This is a genomic window from Vibrio kanaloae, assembly GCF_024347535.1.
In the GTDB taxonomy this organism is placed as follows: Bacteria; Pseudomonadota; Gammaproteobacteria; order Enterobacterales; family Vibrionaceae; genus Vibrio; species Vibrio kanaloae.
In genome coordinates, this window is the sequence record NZ_AP025498.1 from 92,860 (window position 1) to 112,067 (window position 19,208).

The 19,208-nt window shown below is 44.3% G+C and carries 14 protein-coding genes, 1 tRNA gene and 2 rRNA genes; 10 read left to right on the top strand and 7 right to left on the bottom strand.

Annotated elements, in window-relative coordinates:
* Nucleotides 1–118 precede the first annotated feature (118 nt).
* The 4 genes from OCV24_RS14735 to OCV24_RS14750 are packed head-to-tail and all read left to right on the top strand — an operon-like array spanning nt 119 to nt 3,915.
* Entirely contained in the window at nt 119–1,000 is an 882-nt protein-coding gene (locus tag OCV24_RS14735; protein WP_017058748.1) for an ABC transporter permease subunit, read from the top strand.
* Nucleotides 1,001–1,038: 38 nt separating this feature from the next.
* The gene (gene ugpE, locus OCV24_RS14740) at nt 1,039–1,881 is read left to right on the top strand and encodes a sn-glycerol-3-phosphate ABC transporter permease UgpE (RefSeq protein WP_017058749.1); all 843 of its coding nucleotides are present in this window, start codon (nt 1,039–1,041) and stop codon (nt 1,879–1,881) included.
* Nucleotides 1,871–3,139, top strand: coding sequence for a sn-glycerol-3-phosphate ABC transporter ATP-binding protein UgpC (ugpC, locus tag OCV24_RS14745; protein ID WP_150878848.1), 1,269 nt, complete (start codon nt 1,871–1,873; stop codon nt 3,137–3,139). Before ugpE ends, ugpC begins: the two co-directional genes overlap by 11 nt.
* A 56-nt stretch (nt 3,140–3,195) precedes the next feature.
* Complete coding sequence (locus OCV24_RS14750) at nt 3,196–3,915, top strand: glycerophosphodiester phosphodiesterase family protein (RefSeq protein ID WP_017058751.1); 720 nt, start codon at nt 3,196–3,198, stop codon at nt 3,913–3,915.
* A gap of 98 nt (nt 3,916–4,013) precedes the next feature.
* Here OCV24_RS14750 and OCV24_RS14755 read toward each other — a convergent pair whose 3' ends face one another.
* Together OCV24_RS14755 and OCV24_RS14760 are read right to left on the bottom strand one after the other, a co-directional pair.
* A complete protein-coding gene (locus OCV24_RS14755; RefSeq protein WP_150878846.1) occupies nt 4,014–4,787 on the bottom strand; it encodes a L,D-transpeptidase family protein in 774 nt (257 codons plus the stop codon).
* Nucleotides 4,788–4,789: 2 nt separating this feature from the next.
* Complete coding sequence (locus OCV24_RS14760) at nt 4,790–5,272, bottom strand: GNAT family N-acetyltransferase (protein WP_065584882.1); 483 nt, start codon at nt 5,270–5,272, stop codon at nt 4,790–4,792.
* Nucleotides 5,273–5,491: 219 nt separating this feature from the next.
* Here OCV24_RS14760 and OCV24_RS14765 point away from each other — a divergent pair, with 219 nt between their 5' ends.
* From OCV24_RS14765 to grxB, 3 genes are all read left to right on the top strand, one after another.
* Complete coding sequence (locus tag OCV24_RS14765) at nt 5,492–6,472, top strand: Gfo/Idh/MocA family protein (protein ID WP_150878844.1); 981 nt, start codon at nt 5,492–5,494, stop codon at nt 6,470–6,472.
* A gap of 164 nt (nt 6,473–6,636) precedes the next feature.
* Nucleotides 6,637–6,795, top strand: coding sequence for a hypothetical protein (locus tag OCV24_RS14770; protein ID WP_017058755.1), 159 nt, complete (start codon nt 6,637–6,639; stop codon nt 6,793–6,795).
* 326 nt (nt 6,796–7,121) lie between these two features.
* Nucleotides 7,122–7,754, top strand: coding sequence for a glutaredoxin 2 (grxB, locus tag OCV24_RS14775; RefSeq protein WP_017058757.1), 633 nt, complete (start codon nt 7,122–7,124; stop codon nt 7,752–7,754).
* 123 nt (nt 7,755–7,877) lie between these two features.
* On the opposite strand, the gene ppsR is transcribed toward grxB, so the two are convergent.
* A complete protein-coding gene (gene ppsR, locus OCV24_RS14780) occupies nt 7,878–8,711 on the bottom strand; it encodes a posphoenolpyruvate synthetase regulatory kinase/phosphorylase PpsR (RefSeq protein WP_017058758.1) in 834 nt (277 codons plus the stop codon).
* A gap of 178 nt (nt 8,712–8,889) precedes the next feature.
* Between ppsR and ppsA the strand changes: the two genes are divergently transcribed.
* Nucleotides 8,890–11,262 carry a phosphoenolpyruvate synthase gene (ppsA, locus tag OCV24_RS14785; protein ID WP_017058759.1) on the top strand — a complete coding sequence of 791 codons (2,373 nt, stop codon included), beginning with the start codon at nt 8,890–8,892 and terminating at the stop codon, nt 11,260–11,262.
* Between the two features lie 222 nt (nt 11,263–11,484).
* Nucleotides 11,485–12,819 (top strand): MATE family efflux transporter, encoded by a 1,335-nt coding sequence (locus OCV24_RS14790; protein WP_029627321.1) that lies wholly within the window; start codon nt 11,485–11,487, stop codon nt 12,817–12,819.
* 93 nt (nt 12,820–12,912) lie between these two features.
* On the opposite strand, the gene OCV24_RS14795 is transcribed toward OCV24_RS14790, so the two are convergent.
* A complete protein-coding gene (locus tag OCV24_RS14795; RefSeq protein WP_077681725.1) occupies nt 12,913–13,767 on the bottom strand; it encodes a glycerophosphodiester phosphodiesterase family protein in 855 nt (284 codons plus the stop codon).
* On the opposite strand from OCV24_RS14795, the gene OCV24_RS14800 reads away from it, so the two are divergent.
* Nucleotides 13,766–15,250 carry a sulfatase-like hydrolase/transferase gene (locus OCV24_RS14800; protein WP_208806552.1) on the top strand — a complete coding sequence of 495 codons (1,485 nt, stop codon included), beginning with the start codon at nt 13,766–13,768 and terminating at the stop codon, nt 15,248–15,250. The genes OCV24_RS14795 and OCV24_RS14800 overlap by 2 nt on opposite strands.
* Nucleotides 15,251–15,541: 291 nt before the next feature.
* Here OCV24_RS14800 and OCV24_RS14805 read toward each other — a convergent pair.
* The 3 genes from OCV24_RS14805 to OCV24_RS14815 form a co-directional block, all read right to left on the bottom strand.
* Nucleotides 15,542–15,632 (bottom strand) — tRNA-Ser (locus OCV24_RS14805).
* 106 nt (nt 15,633–15,738) lie between these two features.
* Nucleotides 15,739–15,854 (bottom strand): 5S ribosomal RNA (gene rrf, locus OCV24_RS14810).
* A gap of 137 nt (nt 15,855–15,991) precedes the next feature.
* Nucleotides 15,992–18,884, bottom strand: a 23S ribosomal RNA gene (locus OCV24_RS14815).
* Nucleotides 18,885–19,208: the final 324 nt, after the last annotated feature.

The window sequence follows — 19,208 nt, forward strand, 5'->3', positions numbered from 1 at the left end:
ACTAGCGCCATTTCTTGCTCCAAAAACTACAACTCAACTGGATGCATTCCTTTGCTATAGCGCTAGTGCTCACCGTAACTAACAGTGATAACAGTCACTAATTTTTGGGGATTACCCTGTGGAACGACGTCAGCAATTCTTTCACTCTCCGCTGCCTTACTTATTTTTAGCACCTCAGATACTCATCATTGCGGTTTTCTTTATCTACCCGGCTGCAAAGGCGGTTTACCTTTCATTTATGTTGGAAGATCCTTGGGGCACTTCCTCCATCTTCGTGTGGTTCGAAAACTACCAAATGCTATTCGAATCGAGTGAGTATCTGAGCTCAATTGGTTTCACCTTAATGTTCGCGATTGTGGTCTCTTTCTTATCGCTTGCCTTAGCGCTGCTGCTCGCCGTGAAAGCCGACAACATCATTCACGGACAAGGCGCTTACAAAGTCACGCTCACTTGGGTTTATGCGGTTGCTCCTGCAATCGCAGGCGTAATTGGTGCTTTCTTGTTTAACCCACACATTGGCGTGTTCACTGAAATATTTGCCGTGGTGGGTTGGGACTTCAGCTTCCAGACCGATCCTGTGGATGCCACGTTTGCTCTGGTTTTGGTTTCAGTATGGAAACAAGTCTCAGTAAATTTCATCTATTTTCTAGCAGGCCTTCAGTCTATCTCTTACGCGGTAAAAGAAGCAGCAATGCTAGATTGTGTCAGCGACTCGAAACGTTTCTGGAGCATTACCTTCCCATTACTGGCCCCTACAGGTTTCTTTCTGTTGGTCATCAACCTTACCTACTCCTTCTTTGAAACCTTTGGCGTGATCGACACCATGACCAATGGCGGCCCAGGCGGTGCCACAACATCACTAGTATACAAAGTGTATCGAGATGGTTTTGTTGGAGCTGATTTAGGCGGAAGTTCTGCGCAATCTGTGGTGCTGTTGTTACTGGTACTCATTCTCACATTTATCCAGTTTCGCGTTGTTGAAAAACGTGTTCATTACTAGCCCATTACGGCTAAGTTTTAACGCGACAGGAGTTATTCATGAAAAGTAATAAGATCACTGACCACCTAATTTTAATTGCTGGAATGCTGTTTATGTTGGTCCCAATCTGGCTGATATTCGCCAGTTCAACCCATAACCCAAACACCATTGTCAGCGATGGCTTACAGTGGCTACCAGGCGATAACTTTACAGCTATCTATAGCGAAGCCTGGAACAAAAGTATGGGCTTTAGTGGTCAAGTCACCGCCAGCAAAATGATCGCCAACTCGATGATCATGGGGCTAGGTTTTGCGATTGGTAAGATCATCATTTCAATGATGGCGGCATTTGCTTTAGTCTACTTCCGGCTTCCTTACGCGACAGCTTGGTTTTGGTTGATCTTCGTAACCCTGCTACTGCCACTAGAGGTTCGTATTATCCCATCTTATGAGGTTGTCGCTGGGCTTGGGCTGCTCAATAGCTATACCGGTTTGATTCTGCCTTTGATAGCCTCTGCCACTGCAACATTCTTTTTCAGGCAGTTCTTCAAAACCATCCCCGACGAACTGCTCGAAGCCGCTCAGTTAGATAACGCAGGCCCATTTCGGTTCTTTGTCGATATCTTACTGCCGCTGTCTAAAACCATGATCGCCGCGATCTTCATCATCATGTTTGTGGTGGGTTGGAACCAGTACTTGTGGCCGATCATGATGACTACCGATGAAGGTTACAACACCATCGTGATGGGTATTAAACAAGTACTCAATAACATCAATGAAACCAGTTTACCGCGCTACGACTATGTATTCGCCATGGTAATTTTAGCCATGTTGCCACCTGTTTTAGTGGTAGTTGTATTTCAACGTTGGTTTGTAAAAGGGCTAGTAGAAAGTGAAAAATAATAACAAAAAGATTCTAATCAAAGACAATCGCATTCAATCACTCGATGAGTACAAGACATCTCACCAAAAAACGGAGGGCACTTCGATGTCAATTCATAATCAAGCGGGCAAAGGACATAAGCACAATCAACCAGTCATGTTAGGTCTTAAGAATTTGGTAAAGACCTACGAAAATGGTCACCGCGCTGTCAAAGATGTGTCGCTTGATATCGATAAAGGTGAGTTCCTTGTATTGGTTGGCCCTTCTGGTTGTGGAAAATCTTCTATCCTACGTTCTATTGCTGGCCTGGAAAGCATCTCTGGTGGTGAAATTCACTTGGGTGGTCGCCGTGTTGATAACGAAAAGCCAGCTCAACGTGATATCGCAATGGTCTTTCAGAACTATGCGCTCTACCCACACATGACGGTGTATAAGAACCTCGCTTATGGCTTAAAGAACCGAGGTGTCAGTCAGCACCTTATTGAAGATAAAATAGAGAAAGTCGCCAAAACGCTGAAAATCGAAGAATACCTAAACCGTAAACCCGCCAAGCTATCCGGAGGTCAACGCCAACGTGTTGCAATGGGACGAGCGATCGTCCGCGACCCACAACTGTTCTTATTTGATGAGCCTCTGTCCAACCTAGATGCATCGCTGCGTGCACACATGAGGTTAGAAATTAAAAAGCTACAGCGCGAACTCGGTGTCACCAGTGTTTACGTGACTCATGACCAAGTTGAAGCAATGACTTTGGCAGATAGAATAGTGGTTCTCAACAAAGGTCAGATTGAACAAGTCGGTACGCCAAGAGAAGTCTACCACCAGCCTGCTAGTGCCTTTGTGGCAAGCTTCATTGGTAGCCCTGCGATGAACTTTTTATCAGCCACAATCGACGACGGTTATCTTGAAGTCGGCGATCAACAGATGTATTTACCCGAGTACGCCCACGTAAAAAATACAGCCATCACGCTTGGTATTCGCCCAGAGCACTCTGAAGTTTGCGCAGACTTAGTCATGAACACGCTGCCGCTTGAATTACGCATCAGCGTGGTTGAGCCTTTAGGGCCAAATCAATTGGTTCATGGCCTTGTCAACGAACAACCATTTATTGCAGTAACACCCGAAATGATCCTATGCCAAGCGGTACCGCTCGGGTTGAGTATTGATAAATCCAACCTGCACATTTTTGACAGTCATGGCAAACGCATTCACCCGAATAACTTCACATCACAAGAGCCACACGAAGATGCGACAAGCTTAACGACGGCTCTAGCGTAATCGAGTACACTGATATTTAATGCGTTTTTGCGGTGTGTCTTTAAGAAGGATTAATTATGTCGTCTATCATCGTAGGTCATCGTGGGGTAGCAGGTACTCACCCAGAAAATACCAAAGCAAGCATTGAGCAAGCTGCTAAGCTCGGTTTGAAATGGATTGAAGTAGATATCCAGCCAACACAGGATGATCAACTTGTGGTTTGCCATGATCACACTCTGGATCGCTGTAGCGATGGCAAAGGTCGTGTTGATGAACACACCCTTGCAGAACTGCGTCAACTCGATTTTGGCAGTTGGAAATCTGAACAGTTCGCGGGAGAAAAAATACTGACATTGGAAGAGTTACTCGCACTTGTTGAGCAACATAGTCTTAGCGTCAATCTAGAAATTAAAGTCGACAGCCGACACCAGGCGCCTCATGTAGTTGATCTATTGCACGATGAGTTAATTCGCTCAAACCTAGACACCGATAAGGTCTTGCTATCTAGCTTCAGCCACCAAGTTATAACGGAGATAGCTCGTCACTTACCGAGATACCGAGTTGGAGTGATCACAGAGCAACTGACTCAAGCTGACTTGATGCTGATTGATGAGGTCAAAGCGTTCAGCTGTCACATGAATTATAAGCACGTTGATCAGAGCGATCTCGATACACTCAACGAAGCATACGTTCAAATCTGGTGCTACACCGTAAACGATCCGTCTAGCTTCAAATTTCTCTCAAACGTGGACGCGGTATTTACTGATTTTCCTAATGAATTCAGCTCTATTAATTGATAATACGAGCACTGGAAAATAGAACGGAGAGTTAAAAATTAACCGTTAGAAATCTCAAAATTCGATAACAAACAAAAGCGAGTATGGGCAGCTATCAACTACCATTCAATATGGATAGGGGTGCCCATTTTTACGAGTTGGATGAACTCATCCATATCTTGATTGGTTAATGCAATACAACCATCCGTCCAATCAAAGCTTTGAATAAAACTCGGTGAACGACGCTCTCCATTTTTGATGCCGTGGATTTTGATGTTACCTCCAGGGTCCACGTCATTTTGCTCTGCCCATTGCATATCCGAAGGTTGCGGATAATTAATATGTACTGATCGATAAAAATCCGACTCTTCCATCACATAATCGAGCTGGTATTGCCCTTCTGGCGTTCGGTTGTCCCCTTCAAAGCGCTTATGCCCTTTCGGTTGTTTGCCTAGCGCAATACGAAACTCCTGAATCACCTCTTCACCTTTTAGCAGATACATCCTGCGTTTCGATTTATCGACTTTGACTAACGTGACCACTTGCGACAGCGAATCTATCTCAGGAGCGCTATCCGGTACGTTGTAAAACTGTCGTGAGGAGCTTTCAGGCGGGCGCTTCGATGACCCTTGAGACAGCTGAGCTACCTTTTCATCAGGGCTACTGTTAAGAACATCATCGACAATAATCACATGCTCGGAGTTTGAACTGATGGAAGAGGTTGAGTTAGATGAAGACGTTGAGACACGTTGAGAATGAGCCGGTGCAGACTCGAATACGATGGTTTCGATAGCGGTCGCGTCAGAGACTATTTTCTCGACCACGACCTGCTCAGCATTCGCGTTCGAAGCTATAAACACTAAACACTGTGATAAAGGCAGAAGCAGACGCACCTTTAGATCTCCTCAAAACGCATGGACATGGTTCGTGACTGAGTTTCCATTCCTAACGACTCATAGAAACCCTGAGCTTGTTGGTTAAACTCCATTACCTCCAACCTAAGTTCTATTGCCCCTCTCGCTTGCGCCCATTGATTAAACGACTTCATTAACGCTCGGCCAGCACCTTGGCTCTGAACCTGATCGTTCACCACAATCGTATTCACCCTTGCCACCTTGTGCGGCTGAATAAAACTGACGCCTTTGTTCTGCGTTACCTTACCCGCTAAAAAGCCGACGACTTGCTTGTCATCGACTGCAACCAAGAAAGCGCCAAGTGGGTCAAGCATCAAACCTAACCAATACTCTTCACTGTCGGCCAAACCTTGTGACGCTGGCGCAAATACCATAGGTGCACCAAGATGATGTTGACGGTTTATTTGCTCAGAGAGCGCTAAGATCGCGTTAATATCAGTTACCTTGGCCGTCCGGATTTGCATATCATCACCTTGTTTGAATTCAATAACACCTTAGCAAAAATGGCTTAGTTGTGCACCGTTACACTGGTCAACTCAGACGTTCTGTGAAGGCTGATTATTAATATTAGGCACTATGTTTAGGGAAATTGTTCCGTAAATCTCAGGCACATTGCCAGCCGTTGAGTGCTACTATCTCTGCAGAATCAATATAATAACGACGACTAACGACTGGATACCTATATGATTAAGTTTGCTGTAATTGGAACCAATTGGATTACACAAAAGTTTGTTCAAGCTGCTCACGAATCTCAATCGATGCAACTTGCTGCGGTTTACTCTCGAAACCTAGACAGCGCGGCACAGTTCGCCCAAGAATTTGACGTTGAAACGACGTATGACTCACTCGACGCATTGGCCAATGACAACACTGTTGAAGCCGTGTACATAGCTTCCCCTAACTCACTGCATTGCGAGCAATCTATCTTCATGATGGAACATGGAAAGCATGTTATCTGTGAAAAGCCGGTCGCATCGAATATCGAAGAAGCAACACGCATGTTCGAAGTCGCTGAGAAAAACGGTGTGGTGCTGTTTGAGGCGTATAAATCTCAATTCCTACCGAACTTTAAGCAAATTCAACTTGGGTTAGAAAAGATTGGCAAGGTACATAAAGCACACATCAACTACTGCCAGTATTCATCGCGCTACCAAAAATACCTAAACGGCGAGAACCCAAATACCTTCAACCCAGCTTTTTCTAACGGCTCATTGGTCGATATTGGCTTTTACTGTGTTGCCGCGACAGTCGCGCTATTTGGCAAACCTGAAAATGCGCAGGCTTCTGCAAAGCTACTTGATTCAGGCGTTGATGCGCATGGCTGTGCGATCTTCCAATACCCAGAATTTGACGTAACCCTTGCGCACTCCAAAGTGAGCGACTCCTATGCGCCAAGTGAGATCCAAGGAGAGCTTGGAGCAATCATCATTGATCATATCGCCGAATGTACCGATGTTAAGATCCACTACCGTGATGGCAGTATTGAGAACCTCACCCAAGTACAGAGCGAAAACTCGATGAGTTACGAAGCACAAGCCTTTGCAGACTGCATTGGTGGCGATCAAACTACAGAATCTCAAGCAGAACAACGCGCTTTAACCGTTGCTCAGTTAATTACAGAGATGCGTCAGCAAGTTGGTGTCGTTTACCCTGCTGACAAATAGAGCTACCCAGCACGTTAAAATACTGATTTTGAAGACATACTAATTTATGCATAACCAAATTTAATCTTTACGACAAAGAACCGGATTAGTTGATTTAGGTTCGATCTGTTTAAATTCGCGTTCGATATCCATCGTATTTATTTAGTTTGTTGAAGGTGTGTAAAATGTTTTCAGTTGATGATCGCGTTATGGCAACAAAAGGGGTTGATCTTGGTGAAATGGTAGTAACGGGCCTAAGTGCTGGCGGTTTCTACGTTCACGTTACAACGGTAGAAGGCGCAATGCCGCTGACTTACCCAATGCAAGACCTTAAAAAAGCATAGTTTGATTACTCCGCTCATTTAGCAGCCACTCTGCTAAAGATAACAGAATTAAGGCTTTGGCTACTCCTCTTTGTTAGGACGATCAGCCAGAGCCTTTTTTATATCAGCTATTCTCCCCCAGCTCTCTCCGTTGGCTTCCCCATCACAATAAATGCCCTTACCAGTGGCTAATACCACCAACAAAAAACCATTAAAATAAATCACTTAACTTACAACTTGCCTATTTTCAGTTGATATTGGTCATTAGAGAAAGCTTATTTTTAGCAAAAGCTTCTGGTATATTAGCAACATCTTATACTGATAATAACCATGAACTGAGGGAAGCTATGAAGCTTTACATCTACGACCACTGCCCTTTCTGCGCAAGAGTTGCCTACATTGCCCAATCTCTAAGCTTGAATATCGAACTTATTTCTGTCGATTATGATGACGCCCAAACCCTTATCGACCTTATTGGTAAAAAGATGGTACCAGTATTACAGAAAGACGATGGCTCTATCATGGCTGAAAGCTTAGACATCATCGCTTACTTCATGGATTTGAAATCAAGCAACGAACAACGTGAACCGTCAGAGCAGGCTACACTCTTTCAAAACCGTTCGTTCCCTCTCACTCAGCAAATCGGACGCCCACGTTGGTGGAATCTCGATTTGGCTGAATATCGCTCTGTGGGAAGCAAACAAGCTTGGCGTGCAAGTAAAGAGACAGAAGGTTTTAACTTTGAAGAACTCTTAGAAAACACACCGCAATACATCCAACAAATCAACCCATTGCTAAAAGATGCTGAGCTTTTACTGGACTTAGAAAATGGCGAGTCATCACTGCCTATCATTGATCAAGCACTCTATTTCTCGATGCTACGTGGCTTCTGTGTTGAGTCAAGCATCACATGGCCACCAGCACTTGAGCATTGGCTCGAAAAACAGAGCAAAACGCTCAGCATTAAGCTTCTTCGATAATTTGTTAGTTCGATAAGTCATCAACAGCTAACCTAAACGGAAAATCGAAGCGCCTCGACCTATCATCGCTAGCTTCGATTTTATGCTACTCCTCAACTTTCTTTTGTTCCTCAACTCTCTTCACTACAACAAACGTCTTCTCAAACCAGTACGCTCCAAAATTCGTGTCGAAATCTCTTCAACCGATAGTGAAGACGTATTGATGTAAGGTATCGCTTCTCGGCGAAACATCGACTCTACCGTTTGCAATTCATACAAGCATTGCGAGTCACTCGCGTATTCACTGCCCGCTAAACGGCTCTCACGAATCTCCGTCAGCCTTTCTGCATCGATGGTTAAACCAAACAGCTTGTGTCGGTAGATCTCAAATTCAGGCAACAGCTTCAAGCGCGCTAAATCGTCGTGGATGAATGGGTAGTTTGCGACACGCAAACCAAACTGCATTGCCATATACAAGCTTGTCGGTGTCTTACCGCTTCGAGACACACCCAATAGGATGATATCCGCCTCTTCGAGCCCTTTAAGCGTAATGCCATCATCATGAGCCAGCGTGTATTCAATCGCAGCAATACGGTCGAAGTACTTCACTGAATCTTTATTAACACTACGTGAACGCTGCAACTTAGGCACCGGGGCCATCTGGGTATCGTCTTGCACTTTCTGCACAATACTCTCTAGCACGTCATAGCAGTGCGCTGGTGCCTCCAAAAGCTGCTGCTTAATTTGCGGAATCACAATCGAAAAAAAGACCAGAGGCTGGTTACCAGTCTCACGATACGAAATTTCAATCTCTTTTAATAAATCAGAAAGTTTGTCTTCACTTTCAACAAACGGGAAGGTTTTTTCGTTAGCTTCGAACGGGAATTGACCTAGAACAACATGCCCTAAAGTCTCACATGTTATGGCCGTTCCATCAGAAACATAGAATACATCACGACTTTGGATATCAATTTGCATTTTTTATTTAATGTTTAAAATTATTTTGAGTAGGATAGACACCATAATATATATAACGAAACCCTGCTGACTATTACGTCCCCCACAGCTTTGAAAAATACTTAACATTTTTTTTAGCCTTTGCGTAATCGTTTGCTTTTAAATCCCTACAATGCTTGCTATGTTTCTGGAGAAATAAATGCAAAATAATACCCTATGGTTCAATGGCCTATCCATGGAAGATGTCGACAAAGTCGGCGGTAAGAACGCCTCACTGGGCGAGATGGTTTCTAATCTGTCCAATGCTGGTGTTTCTGTACCTAATGGTTTTGCTACCACTTCGTATGCGTTTAACGACTTTCTTGATTACAAAGGTCTTGATGAGCGCATTCACCAACTACTTGATGAACTTGATGTTGAAGACGTTGACGCCCTGCGTAAGACAGGTGCAACGATTCGACAATGGGTTCTAGAGGCCCCCTTCCCAGAATCACTAGAGCAAGACATCCGTGATAACTACCGTGAACTAATTGAAGGCAACGAAGAATTGTCTGTAGCGGTTCGTTCATCTGCAACCGCAGAAGACCTTCCAGATGCTTCTTTCGCAGGCCAGCAAGAAACCTTCCTTAATGTGAAAGGTGTCGACGCTGTACTAGAAGCAACCAAGCACGTTTACGCTTCATTATTTAATGACCGCGCTATCTCATATCGTGTACACCAAGGTTTTGATCATCGTGGCATTTCATTGTCTGCGGGTATCCAACGTATGGTTCGCTCAGACAAAGCCTCTTCAGGTGTCATGTTCACGCTTGATACTGAGTCTGGATTCGACCAAGTGGTATTCATCACCTCTTCTTGGGGTCTAGGTGAAATGGTTGTACAAGGCGCAGTAAACCCAGATGAGTTCTACGTTCACAAGCCAATGCTAGAAGCGGGTCACTACCCAGTTGTTAAAAAGACATTTGGTTCTAAGTTGATCAAGATGATCTACTCAACCAATCAAGAGATTGGCAAGCAAGTTGATATCATCGACACAGATACTCAAGAGCGTAGCGAGTTCTCACTGAACGATGAAGAGATCCAAGAGCTAGCGAAACAAGCGATGATCATCGAGAAGCACTACCAACGCCCAATGGACATTGAGTGGGCAAAAGATGGCATCGACGGCAAGCTTTACATTGTTCAAGCTCGCCCAGAGACTGTATGTTCTCAAAGCGACCAAAACGTTATCGAACGTTACGAGCTAAACAACAAGGCGGATGTCTTGGTTGAAGGCCGTGCTATCGGTCAACGTATCGGCTCAGGCCCAGTTCGTTTGGTTGATTCACTAGACCAAATGTCACTGGTTCAAGAAGGCGACGTCTTGGTAACAGACATGACAGACCCTGATTGGGAACCTGTAATGAAGAAAGCGTCAGCGATTGTGACTAACCGTGGTGGCCGTACTTGTCACGCCGCGATCATCGCTCGTGAACTCGGCATTCCAGCAATCGTTGGTTGTGGTACAGCGACAAGCAACCTGAATGATGGCGACACCGTGACAGTGTCATGTTCTGAAGGCGAAACCGGTTATGTGTACCAAGGTGAGCTCGACTTCGAGATCAAACGTTCTGAGGTTGATGAGCTACCAATGCTGCCAACTAAAGTCATGATGAACGTGGGTAACCCAGATCGCGCATTCGACTTCGCGCAAATTCCAAACGAAGGGGTTGGCCTTGCTCGTTTAGAGTTCATCATCAACAAGATGATTGGTATTCACCCGAAAGCCCTATTAAACTTCGATGCACAAACTGACGAGCTAAAAGCGGAAATCAGTGAACGTATTCGCGGATACAAAGATCCAATCGATTTCTACGTAAGTAAGCTGACAGAAGGCATCGCGACTATCGCGTCTGCATTCTGGCCTAAGCGTGTGATCGTACGTATGTCTGACTTTAAGTCGAACGAGTACAGTAACCTAGTAGGCGGCAAAGAGTTCGAACCACATGAAGAGAACCCAATGCTTGGCTTCCGTGGCGCTTCTCGTTACATCTCACCAGTATTCGAAGATTGTTTCGAGCTAGAAACTCAAGCGATCAAACGTGTTCGCGACGAGATGGGTCTTAAGAACGTTGAAATCATGATTCCATTCGTTCGCACTCCAAGCGAAGCGGCCTCGGTTATCGACATTCTGGCTAAATTCGATCTTCGCCGTGGCGACCAAGGTCTCAAAGTCATCATGATGTGTGAGCTGCCATCAAATGCAATCTTGGCAGAAGAATTCTTGAAGTACTTCGATGGGTTCTCTATTGGTTCAAACGATATGACACAGCTGACACTTGGTCTGGACCGAGATTCAGGTGACGTTGCACACCTATTCGATGAGCGTAACCCAGCCGTGAAAGCAATGCTGAAAATGGCGATCGACGCAGCAACCAAAGCCGGCAAATACGTGGGTATTTGTGGCCAAGGTCCGTCTGACCATGACGACCTAGCTGAGTGGCTAATGGCTCAAGGCATTAGCTCAGTTTCGTTAAACCCGGATACGGTTATCGATACATGGTTGAAGCTAGGTAACGTTACGAATAAGTAACACTTAGCCTAATAATCAGAGTCAACAAAGCCAGTCATCGCGACTGGCTTTTTTTCCCCTCAACGCTAGTCACATCGAGCAGTATTCTCTGACGAAGCTGAATATGTATAGATCTGGTAACATTTATTGGTATCGAACTGACCTTACGCTATCCTTGAGGCAAATCTACATTGAGGGGTTTGTCACTGTGACAAGCCTTGCTTCAAGACTAATAAGAGTGTTATGAATTCAACAATTACAACCCCTTCGCCTTCTCTTAGCCGACAACTCTATACAATGACATGGCCAATGCTGTTTGGAGTGCTCTCACTAATGAGCTTCCAGCTTGTAGACAGTGCTTTCATTGGTCAATTGGGGGTTCTGCCGCTCGCAGTTCAAGGTTTCACGCTTCCAATACAGATGATCATCATTGGTATTCAGGTCGGATTAGGCATCGCAACAACGGCAGTCATTGCGAGAGCCATTGGTGCCAACGAAACACGCTATGCCAAACAACTTGGTGGATTAGTCATTGTAATGGGGAGCGTGAGTGTCGCGCTTTTTTCGTTCATCATCTACCTGCTTCGTGGGCCAATTTTACAGCTTCTCGATGCGCCGCCAACGGTATTACCAATCATTGATTCTTACTGGATCTATTGGTTAGTCAGCTCTTGGACTGGCGCACTACTCTACTTCTTTTACAGTGTCTGTCGTGCTAATGGCAACACTATGCTGCCTGGCTCAATGATGATCGCGACCAGTATCATCAACTTAGTATTGGACCCGATTTTCATCTTTACGCTCGACATGGGCATCAACGGTGCAGCAATTGCGACCATTTTGGCGTTCGGCGCAGGCATCTTTATCGTGGCTCCTAAAGTGACCAAGAAGCATTGGATGACGTTCGACTGGCACGATCTCGACATCGGCAAGAGTGTTCGCTCCATCGGTAATATCATGGGCCCTGCGATGATCAGCCAACTGCTACCGCCAGTCTCTTCTATGTTGGCGACTAAACTGCTTGCTGGCTATGGCACCGCAGCTGTGGCGGCTTGGGCGTTAGGATCTCGTTTTGAGTTCTTCTCAATTGTGGCTGTGCTAGCACTGACGATGTCGATGCCGCCAATGGTTGGCCGTATGTTGGGAGAAAAGAGCCTAGAGAACATACGTAAACTCGTGAAGATTGCCGTCACCTTCGTGTTAGGTTTTCAGTTGGTGGTTGCGCTAGTGACTTGGTTGTTCTCTGGCGGGCTAGCGAGCCTAATGACCAGTGACAATGAGGTCTCAACGATTTTGAATTATCACTTACTGATCGTTCCTATCAGCTTAGGGCCACTGGGTATCTGTATGTTGATGGTTTCGATTTCTAACGCTTTAGGCAAGTCTTACACCGCACTAACGATTTCAGCACTGCGTCTGTTTGCTTTCTTCTTACCTTGCTTATGGGTTGGTTCGCAGCTTGCTGGCATTGAAGGCCTATTCTGGGGCGCCATGGTAGGCAATGTACTTGCCGGCACCTGTGCATGGTTTATGTATCAGCGAGCGCTTGGGCAAGTCGAAGCAAAGCTAGCCAAGTAGGTAATTTGGGAGCTCATCAACCAAGAAACCTCCAAAGAACATTTAATTAGATAGCAGAGCGATTAAGCTCTGCTTTTTAGATAACCTACAATCTTATAGCTCAACTGATGGCATAACAAAGTCGACATATAACGCAAAATTTCCGATTCCAGAAGCTTTAATACCTTCCAAATCTAAATCATTTGTCGAATAAATCATGGAAGAAACCCCCATGTTGCTTAGTTCTATCGCCTTCTTATACTCACTCCCAAGCGAGCCAAGGTTATCACCCCGATACGTCACAGCCCTAATTTTATTTAAATCAATCCACTCAAGAATAAATGGTGTATTTAGATCTATATTTAGTGCGACATTATTAAAACCTAACTTTATTGCTTCATTATATTTATCTACACTGAATACTTCGATAATAGATTTATCTTTATCTATTATATATTTTGAAAGCAAGGCAAGATTTTTTATTTTATCCGTAACTAACACCACGTCATTTCCATCTAGAATATCAATAGCTGTAGATATATTTAATGTTTTATATTCATCATAAATTGTCTTTGATTCAAACTCTTTATAGCTAATAGACCCAGTATTATTAGAATTTGTCATTTCGTGAAAAGACTTCCAATCATGAACAGCAACAATCCTTCCATCCGATGAGATAAGTAGATCTAACTCTATCATCTTGAAACCATGTTCAATTGATTGCTCCATCGCTTCTAACGAGTTTGTATATTTTAATCCATTGATCCCCCCACCGGCATGTGCGATCAAACCACCAGAATTAACGATAATTTCAGAGATATTATTATGTTCATTTGGGTATGCCTTTACATTGCCTCTCCATACATCAATGACTACACTCATCGAAGGGCCGATAACAAAAGCTACCCAAAAACATATGAGAACTAGACAAAATATTGATATTAAGACTCTGATTCCTTTAAGTATCATGACATTTTACCTGTTGAGAATTGGGGCTGATGATAATGTGTGGTTTACCCTGTCAATATTGAGTTTAAACATGTTATTTATAGCAACTATAATAGCATTTGTCGGTAATAGATTTGTATTTCTTCTTCTCACGGTAATAATGACTTTTGATTTCTACTTAAGATTAAACTCTCTAAGCTTAGACTTAGGTGTCTTAGGGTCGGTTTTAGAGTCTAATCGAGGTGAAGTTCTTGAACATATAAAAAGCATTAGTGCCGTAACATATTTAAAGATAATTGTATTTTTCATTCTGGTTTTTCTATCATTTCACATTACCTTAGGAAAGGTTGGTAAGTCATTTTCATTAATTATGTTGATATTATTTTCCAGTATATTAATCACCAAATTTTATAGCTTACATGATAATAAAAAGACGACATATCTCAATGAAGAATACTTAAAAACAATCCATCATGAAGTGTGGTTTAGTTTTTTAGGGCTAATTACAGTTATTAAACCTATTTCTTTATATTATGAACTGTCTCTTCTCGAAGGGGGAAAATCAGTAATCTCTTCAAAATGGGAGAATGTTCATACAAATAAGGTATTAAAGGATATTTACATCGTAAATATTGGTGAATCTGTTATTAAAAATTACTACCCATCGTATAACGAAGAGAATGGAAAGATAAAAGGAGCAGCCATATTTAATGGTGTTCTTTCCCCATCCGTTGTTACATATTTCTCAGTCCCTCGAATATTATCAAAGAGCCTAGATGTAAACAGGCATGATAAAAACTTAAATGTGATAGATCTTGCTAATGATGCTGGAATGAAAACTTATTGGATCTCAAATCAAGCTAAGATCGGGCAGTACGAGACACAGGTATCCGCAATCGCGAGTAGGGCACATTACCAATATTATAAGAATACGTCTTATGATAAAGCCGAACCCGATAACATTATCCTTCCAGAAGTTATCAAGGCGATTCGTGAAGAAACTAAAAGGCCAAAAGTGATTTTCATCCACACCATGGGGTCACATTATGATTTTTGTAAAAGATTTGATGAAGAAATTTCACTAAAATCCTCCGATAACAAGTATCTAGCATGCTATTCAAAATCAGTGGCTTATGGCGTGGCTTTTATAGAGAAGCTTAGAGACCTACTCACGCTGCATGATAAAACATATAAAATCATTTATTTTTCTGACCATGGCCTAACATCTGTAAACGTTCCACCGTATCTGATTCACGGAACTGGCTCACATTTTTCAAGGCAGGCAGTAGAAGTACCTTTCATAGCAATGAGTAATGATCCACAAGAAACGAAAATACATTCGGTTAAATATAACCTAAGAGACTTTTCAGACACATTTGCACAATGGGTAGGAATATCTTCAGAACAGACAGAGCAAAACAAAAGTATCTTCAATACCGAGTACATAGGAAAGGAGTATGACTCAGTGTTAACGAGTGAGTTCAAGGTAAGAAAAATCGACTAAACGAACAACTGGTACAGAAGGTTCTGAACACCATAAAGTTACTTAGTATGTAACCTTCTACACACATCAAATTACCTCTTATTTAGCACTATGTGAGCGAGTATCAGCTCTATGTTACTGATTCAACGCATCCTAGTAACCTTGTTAGCAAACAGCCTAATAAGGTGATTTAGAAAACTCTGACAGTATCCGCAAGTGAATTAAGTGCGTGTGTAAATATTTGGATGATACATAATGATTTGAAACAGATAAGAAAAAAGCCCGCTGATTTCTCAGCGGGCTTCTCAATGGTGGTGGAGGGATAGGGATTTGAACCCTAGAACCGCTATTAACGGTTGCCGGTTTTCAAGACCGGTGCTTTCGACCACTCAGCCATCCCTCCAACAATTTGTCATCAACAGATTAGTACACTGTAGATGTTGTTACATGTATACACAGGTAACGATACCTTTTTGTCTTCACTTTCAAAAAAGTGAAAATAAATAAGAGCCTGGCGATGTCCTACTCTCACATGGGGAAGCCCCACACTACCATCGGCGCTATTGTGTTTCACTACTGAGTTCGGCATGGAGTCAGGTGGGTCCACAATGCTATGATCGCCAAGCAAATTCTGTTTAATTGACGCCTCTGCGACAATTAATAATTCGGAAAGCTGTTTCTCTATTCAATAGAGTAATAAAAGTCTCTTCAAACGCATTCAAGGTCTGTCTCTTTGAGTCCACAAAACCCCTTGGGTGTTGTATGGTTAAGCCTCACGGGCAATTAGTACAGGTTAGCTCAATGCCTCGCAGCACTTACACACCCTGCCTATCAACGTCGTAGTCTACGACAACCCTTTAGGACACTTATAGTGCCAGGGAAAACTCATCTCAAGGCTCGCTTCGCGCTTAGATGCTTTCAGCGCTTATCGATTCCGAACGTAGCTACCGGGCAATGCCATTGGCATGACAACCCGAACACCAGAGGTTCGTCCACTCCGGTCCTCTCGTACTAGGAGCAGCCCCTTTCAATTTTCCAACGCCCACGGCAGATAGGGACCGAACTGTCTCACGACGTTCTAAACCCAGCTCGCGTACCACTTTAAATGGCGAACAGCCATACCCTTGGGACCGACTTCAGCCCCAGGATGTGATGAGCCGACATCGAGGTGCCAAACACCGCCGTCGATATGAACTCTTGGGCGGTATCAGCCTGTTATCCCCGGAGTACCTTTTATCCGTTGAGCGATGGCCCTTCCATTCAGAACCACCGGATCACTATGACCTGCTTTCGCACCTGCTCGAATTGTCATTCTCGCAGTCAAGCGGGCTTATGCCATTGCACTAACCACACGATGTCCAACCGTGTTTAGCCCACCTTCGTGCTCCTCCGTTACTCTTTGGGAGGAGACCGCCCCAGTCAAACTACCCACCAGGCACTGTCCGTAATCCCGATTCAGGGACCAACGTTAGAACATCAAAACTACAAGGGTGGTATTTCAAGGACGACTCCATCACATCTAGCGACGCAATTTCATAGTCTCCCACCTATCCTACACATGTAGGTTCAATGTTCAGTGCCAAGCTGTAGTAAAGGTTCACGGGGTCTTTCCGTCTAGCCGCGGGTACACTGCATCTTCACAGCGATTTCAATTTCACTGAGTCTCGGGTGGAGACAGCGTGGCCATCATTACGCCATTCGTGCAGGTCGGAACTTACCCGACAAGGAATTTCGCTACCTTAGGACCGTTATAGTTACGGCCGCCGTTTACCGGGGCTTCGATCAAGAGCTTCGACCGAAGTCTAACCCCATCAATTAACCTTCCGGCACCGGGCAGGCGTCACACCGTATACGTCATCTTACGATTTTGCACAGTGCTGTGTTTTTAATAAACAGTTGCAGCCACCTGGTATCTGCGACTCTCGTCTGCTCCATCCGCAAGGGACTTCACTGATAAGAGCGTACCTTCTCCCGAAGTTACGGTACCATTTTGCCTAGTTCCTTCACCCGAGTTCTCTCAAGCGCCTTGGTATTCTCTACCCGACCACCTGTGTCGGTTTGGGGTACGATTCCTTACAATCTGAAGCTTAGAGGCTTTTCCTGGAAGCATGGCATCAATGACTTCACACCCGTAGGTGCTCGACATCGTATCTCAGCGTTAAGAAAGTCCGGATTTACCTAAACTTTCCGCCTACATACTTGAACCTGGACAACCGTCGCCAGGCCCACCTAGCCTTCTCCGTCCCCCCATCGCAATTGTAAGAAGTACGGGAATATTAACCCGTTTCCCATCGACTACGCCTTTCGGCCTCGCCTTAGGAGTCGACTTACCCTGCCCCGATTAACGTTGGACAGGAACCCTTGGTCTTCCGGCGAGGGAGTTTTTCACTCCCTTTATCGTTACTCATGTCAGCATTCGCACTTCTGATACCTCCAGCAGCCCTTACAGACCACCTTCAACGGCTTACAGAACGCTCCCCTACCCCACATACCCTAAGGTACGTAGCCGCAGCTTCGGTGTATAGCTTAGCCCCGTTACATCTTCCGCGCAGGCCGACTCGACCAGTGAGCTATTACGCTTTCTTTAAATGATGGCTGCTTCTAAGCCAACATCCTGGCTGTCTGAGCCTTCCCACATCGTTTCCCACTTAGCTATACTTTGGGACCTTAGCTGGCGGTCTGGGTTGTTTCCCTCTCCACGACGGACGTTAGCACCCGCCGTGTGTCTCCCGGATAGTACTTACTGGTATTCGGAGTTTGCAAAGGGTTGGTAAGTCGGGATGACCCCCTAGCCTTAACAGTGCTCTACCCCCAGTAGTATTCGTCCGAGGCGCTACCTAAATAGCTTTCGGGGAGAACCAGCTATCTCCAGGTTTGATTGGCCTTTCACCCCTAGCCACAAGTCATCCGCTAATTTTTCAACATTAGTCGGTTCGGTCCTCCAGTTGATGTTACTCAACCTTCAACCTGCCCATGGCTAGATCACCTGGTTTCGGGTCTAATCCTAGCAACTGTACGCCCAGTTAAGACTCGGTTTCCCTACGGCTCCCCTAAACGGTTAACCTTGCTACTAAAATTAAGTCGCTGACCCATTATACAAAAGGTACGCAGTCACACCACGAAGGTGCTCCTACTGCTTGTACGTACACGGTTTCAGGTTCTATTTCACTCCCCTCACAGGGGTTCTTTTCGCCTTTCCCTCACGGTACTGGTTCACTATCGGTCAGTCAGTAGTATTTAGCCTTGGAGGATGGTCCCCCCATATTCAGACAGGATATCACGTGTCCCGCCTTACTCGATTTCACTGATGATGATGTGTCGGTTACGGGGCTATCACCCTTTACTGCGCCACTTTCCAGAGGCTTCACCTGCATCATTAAAAGCTTAAGGGCTAATCCAATTTCGCTCGCCGCTACTTTCGGAATCTCGGTTGATTTCTCTTCCTCGGGGTACTTAGATGTTTCAGTTCCCCCGGTTTGCCTCCTGCTGCTATGTATTCACAACAGGATACGTGCTTATGCACGTGGGTTTCCCCATTCAGAAATCCCAGACTCAAAAGGTTATTACTACCTAATCTGGGCTTATCGCAAGTTATTACGTCTTTCATCGCCTCTGACTGCCAAGGCATCCACCGTGTACGCTTAGTCACTTAACCATACAACCCGAAAGGGTCTCTGTTTTACTTTCACTTTTTAAAAGTGAAAACAAACTAGTATGGCAACTAACCAAGGTTTTTGGTTGTCATCAAGAAGGGTTAATTCCTGATAACTGTTTGCCGGACTCAATTTACTTTTTGTTTCCACTTTTTAATAAAAAGTAGAATCAAAAAATGAACAATCATTTCTGATCATTCGAATACAAGACACTTGAATGTGTTTGTTGTGTTTATACTGTTCTTATTTACTAAGAGCAGATAAACATTGAGAACTTTTAAATTTGATTAACTTAATCACAGCCTTGAGCTGTTTGATTTCACTGT

Excerpts from the sequence above, each read along its gene's own strand:
- ppsA (WP_017058759.1), top strand. The coding sequence starts at position 8,890 with ATGCAAAATAATACCCTATGGTTCAATGGCCTATCCATGGAAGATGTC.
- OCV24_RS14765 (WP_150878844.1), top strand. The coding sequence starts at position 5,492 with ATGATTAAGTTTGCTGTAATTGGAACCAATTGGATTACACAAAAGTTT.
- OCV24_RS14795 (WP_077681725.1), bottom strand. The coding sequence starts at position 13,767 with ATGATACTTAAAGGAATCAGAGTCTTAATATCAATATTTTGTCTAGTT.
- OCV24_RS14750 (WP_017058751.1), top strand. The coding sequence starts at position 3,196 with ATGTCGTCTATCATCGTAGGTCATCGTGGGGTAGCAGGTACTCACCCA.
- ugpE (WP_017058749.1), top strand. The coding sequence starts at position 1,039 with ATGAAAAGTAATAAGATCACTGACCACCTAATTTTAATTGCTGGAATG.
- OCV24_RS14790 (WP_029627321.1), top strand. The coding sequence starts at position 11,485 with ATGAATTCAACAATTACAACCCCTTCGCCTTCTCTTAGCCGACAACTC.
- grxB (WP_017058757.1), top strand. The coding sequence starts at position 7,122 with ATGAAGCTTTACATCTACGACCACTGCCCTTTCTGCGCAAGAGTTGCC.
- OCV24_RS14800 (WP_208806552.1), top strand. The coding sequence starts at position 13,766 with ATGACATTTTACCTGTTGAGAATTGGGGCTGATGATAATGTGTGGTTT.
- ppsR (WP_017058758.1), bottom strand. The coding sequence starts at position 8,711 with ATGCAAATTGATATCCAAAGTCGTGATGTATTCTATGTTTCTGATGGA.
- OCV24_RS14760 (WP_065584882.1), bottom strand. The coding sequence starts at position 5,272 with ATGCAAATCCGGACGGCCAAGGTAACTGATATTAACGCGATCTTAGCG.
- OCV24_RS14770 (WP_017058755.1), top strand. The coding sequence starts at position 6,637 with ATGTTTTCAGTTGATGATCGCGTTATGGCAACAAAAGGGGTTGATCTT.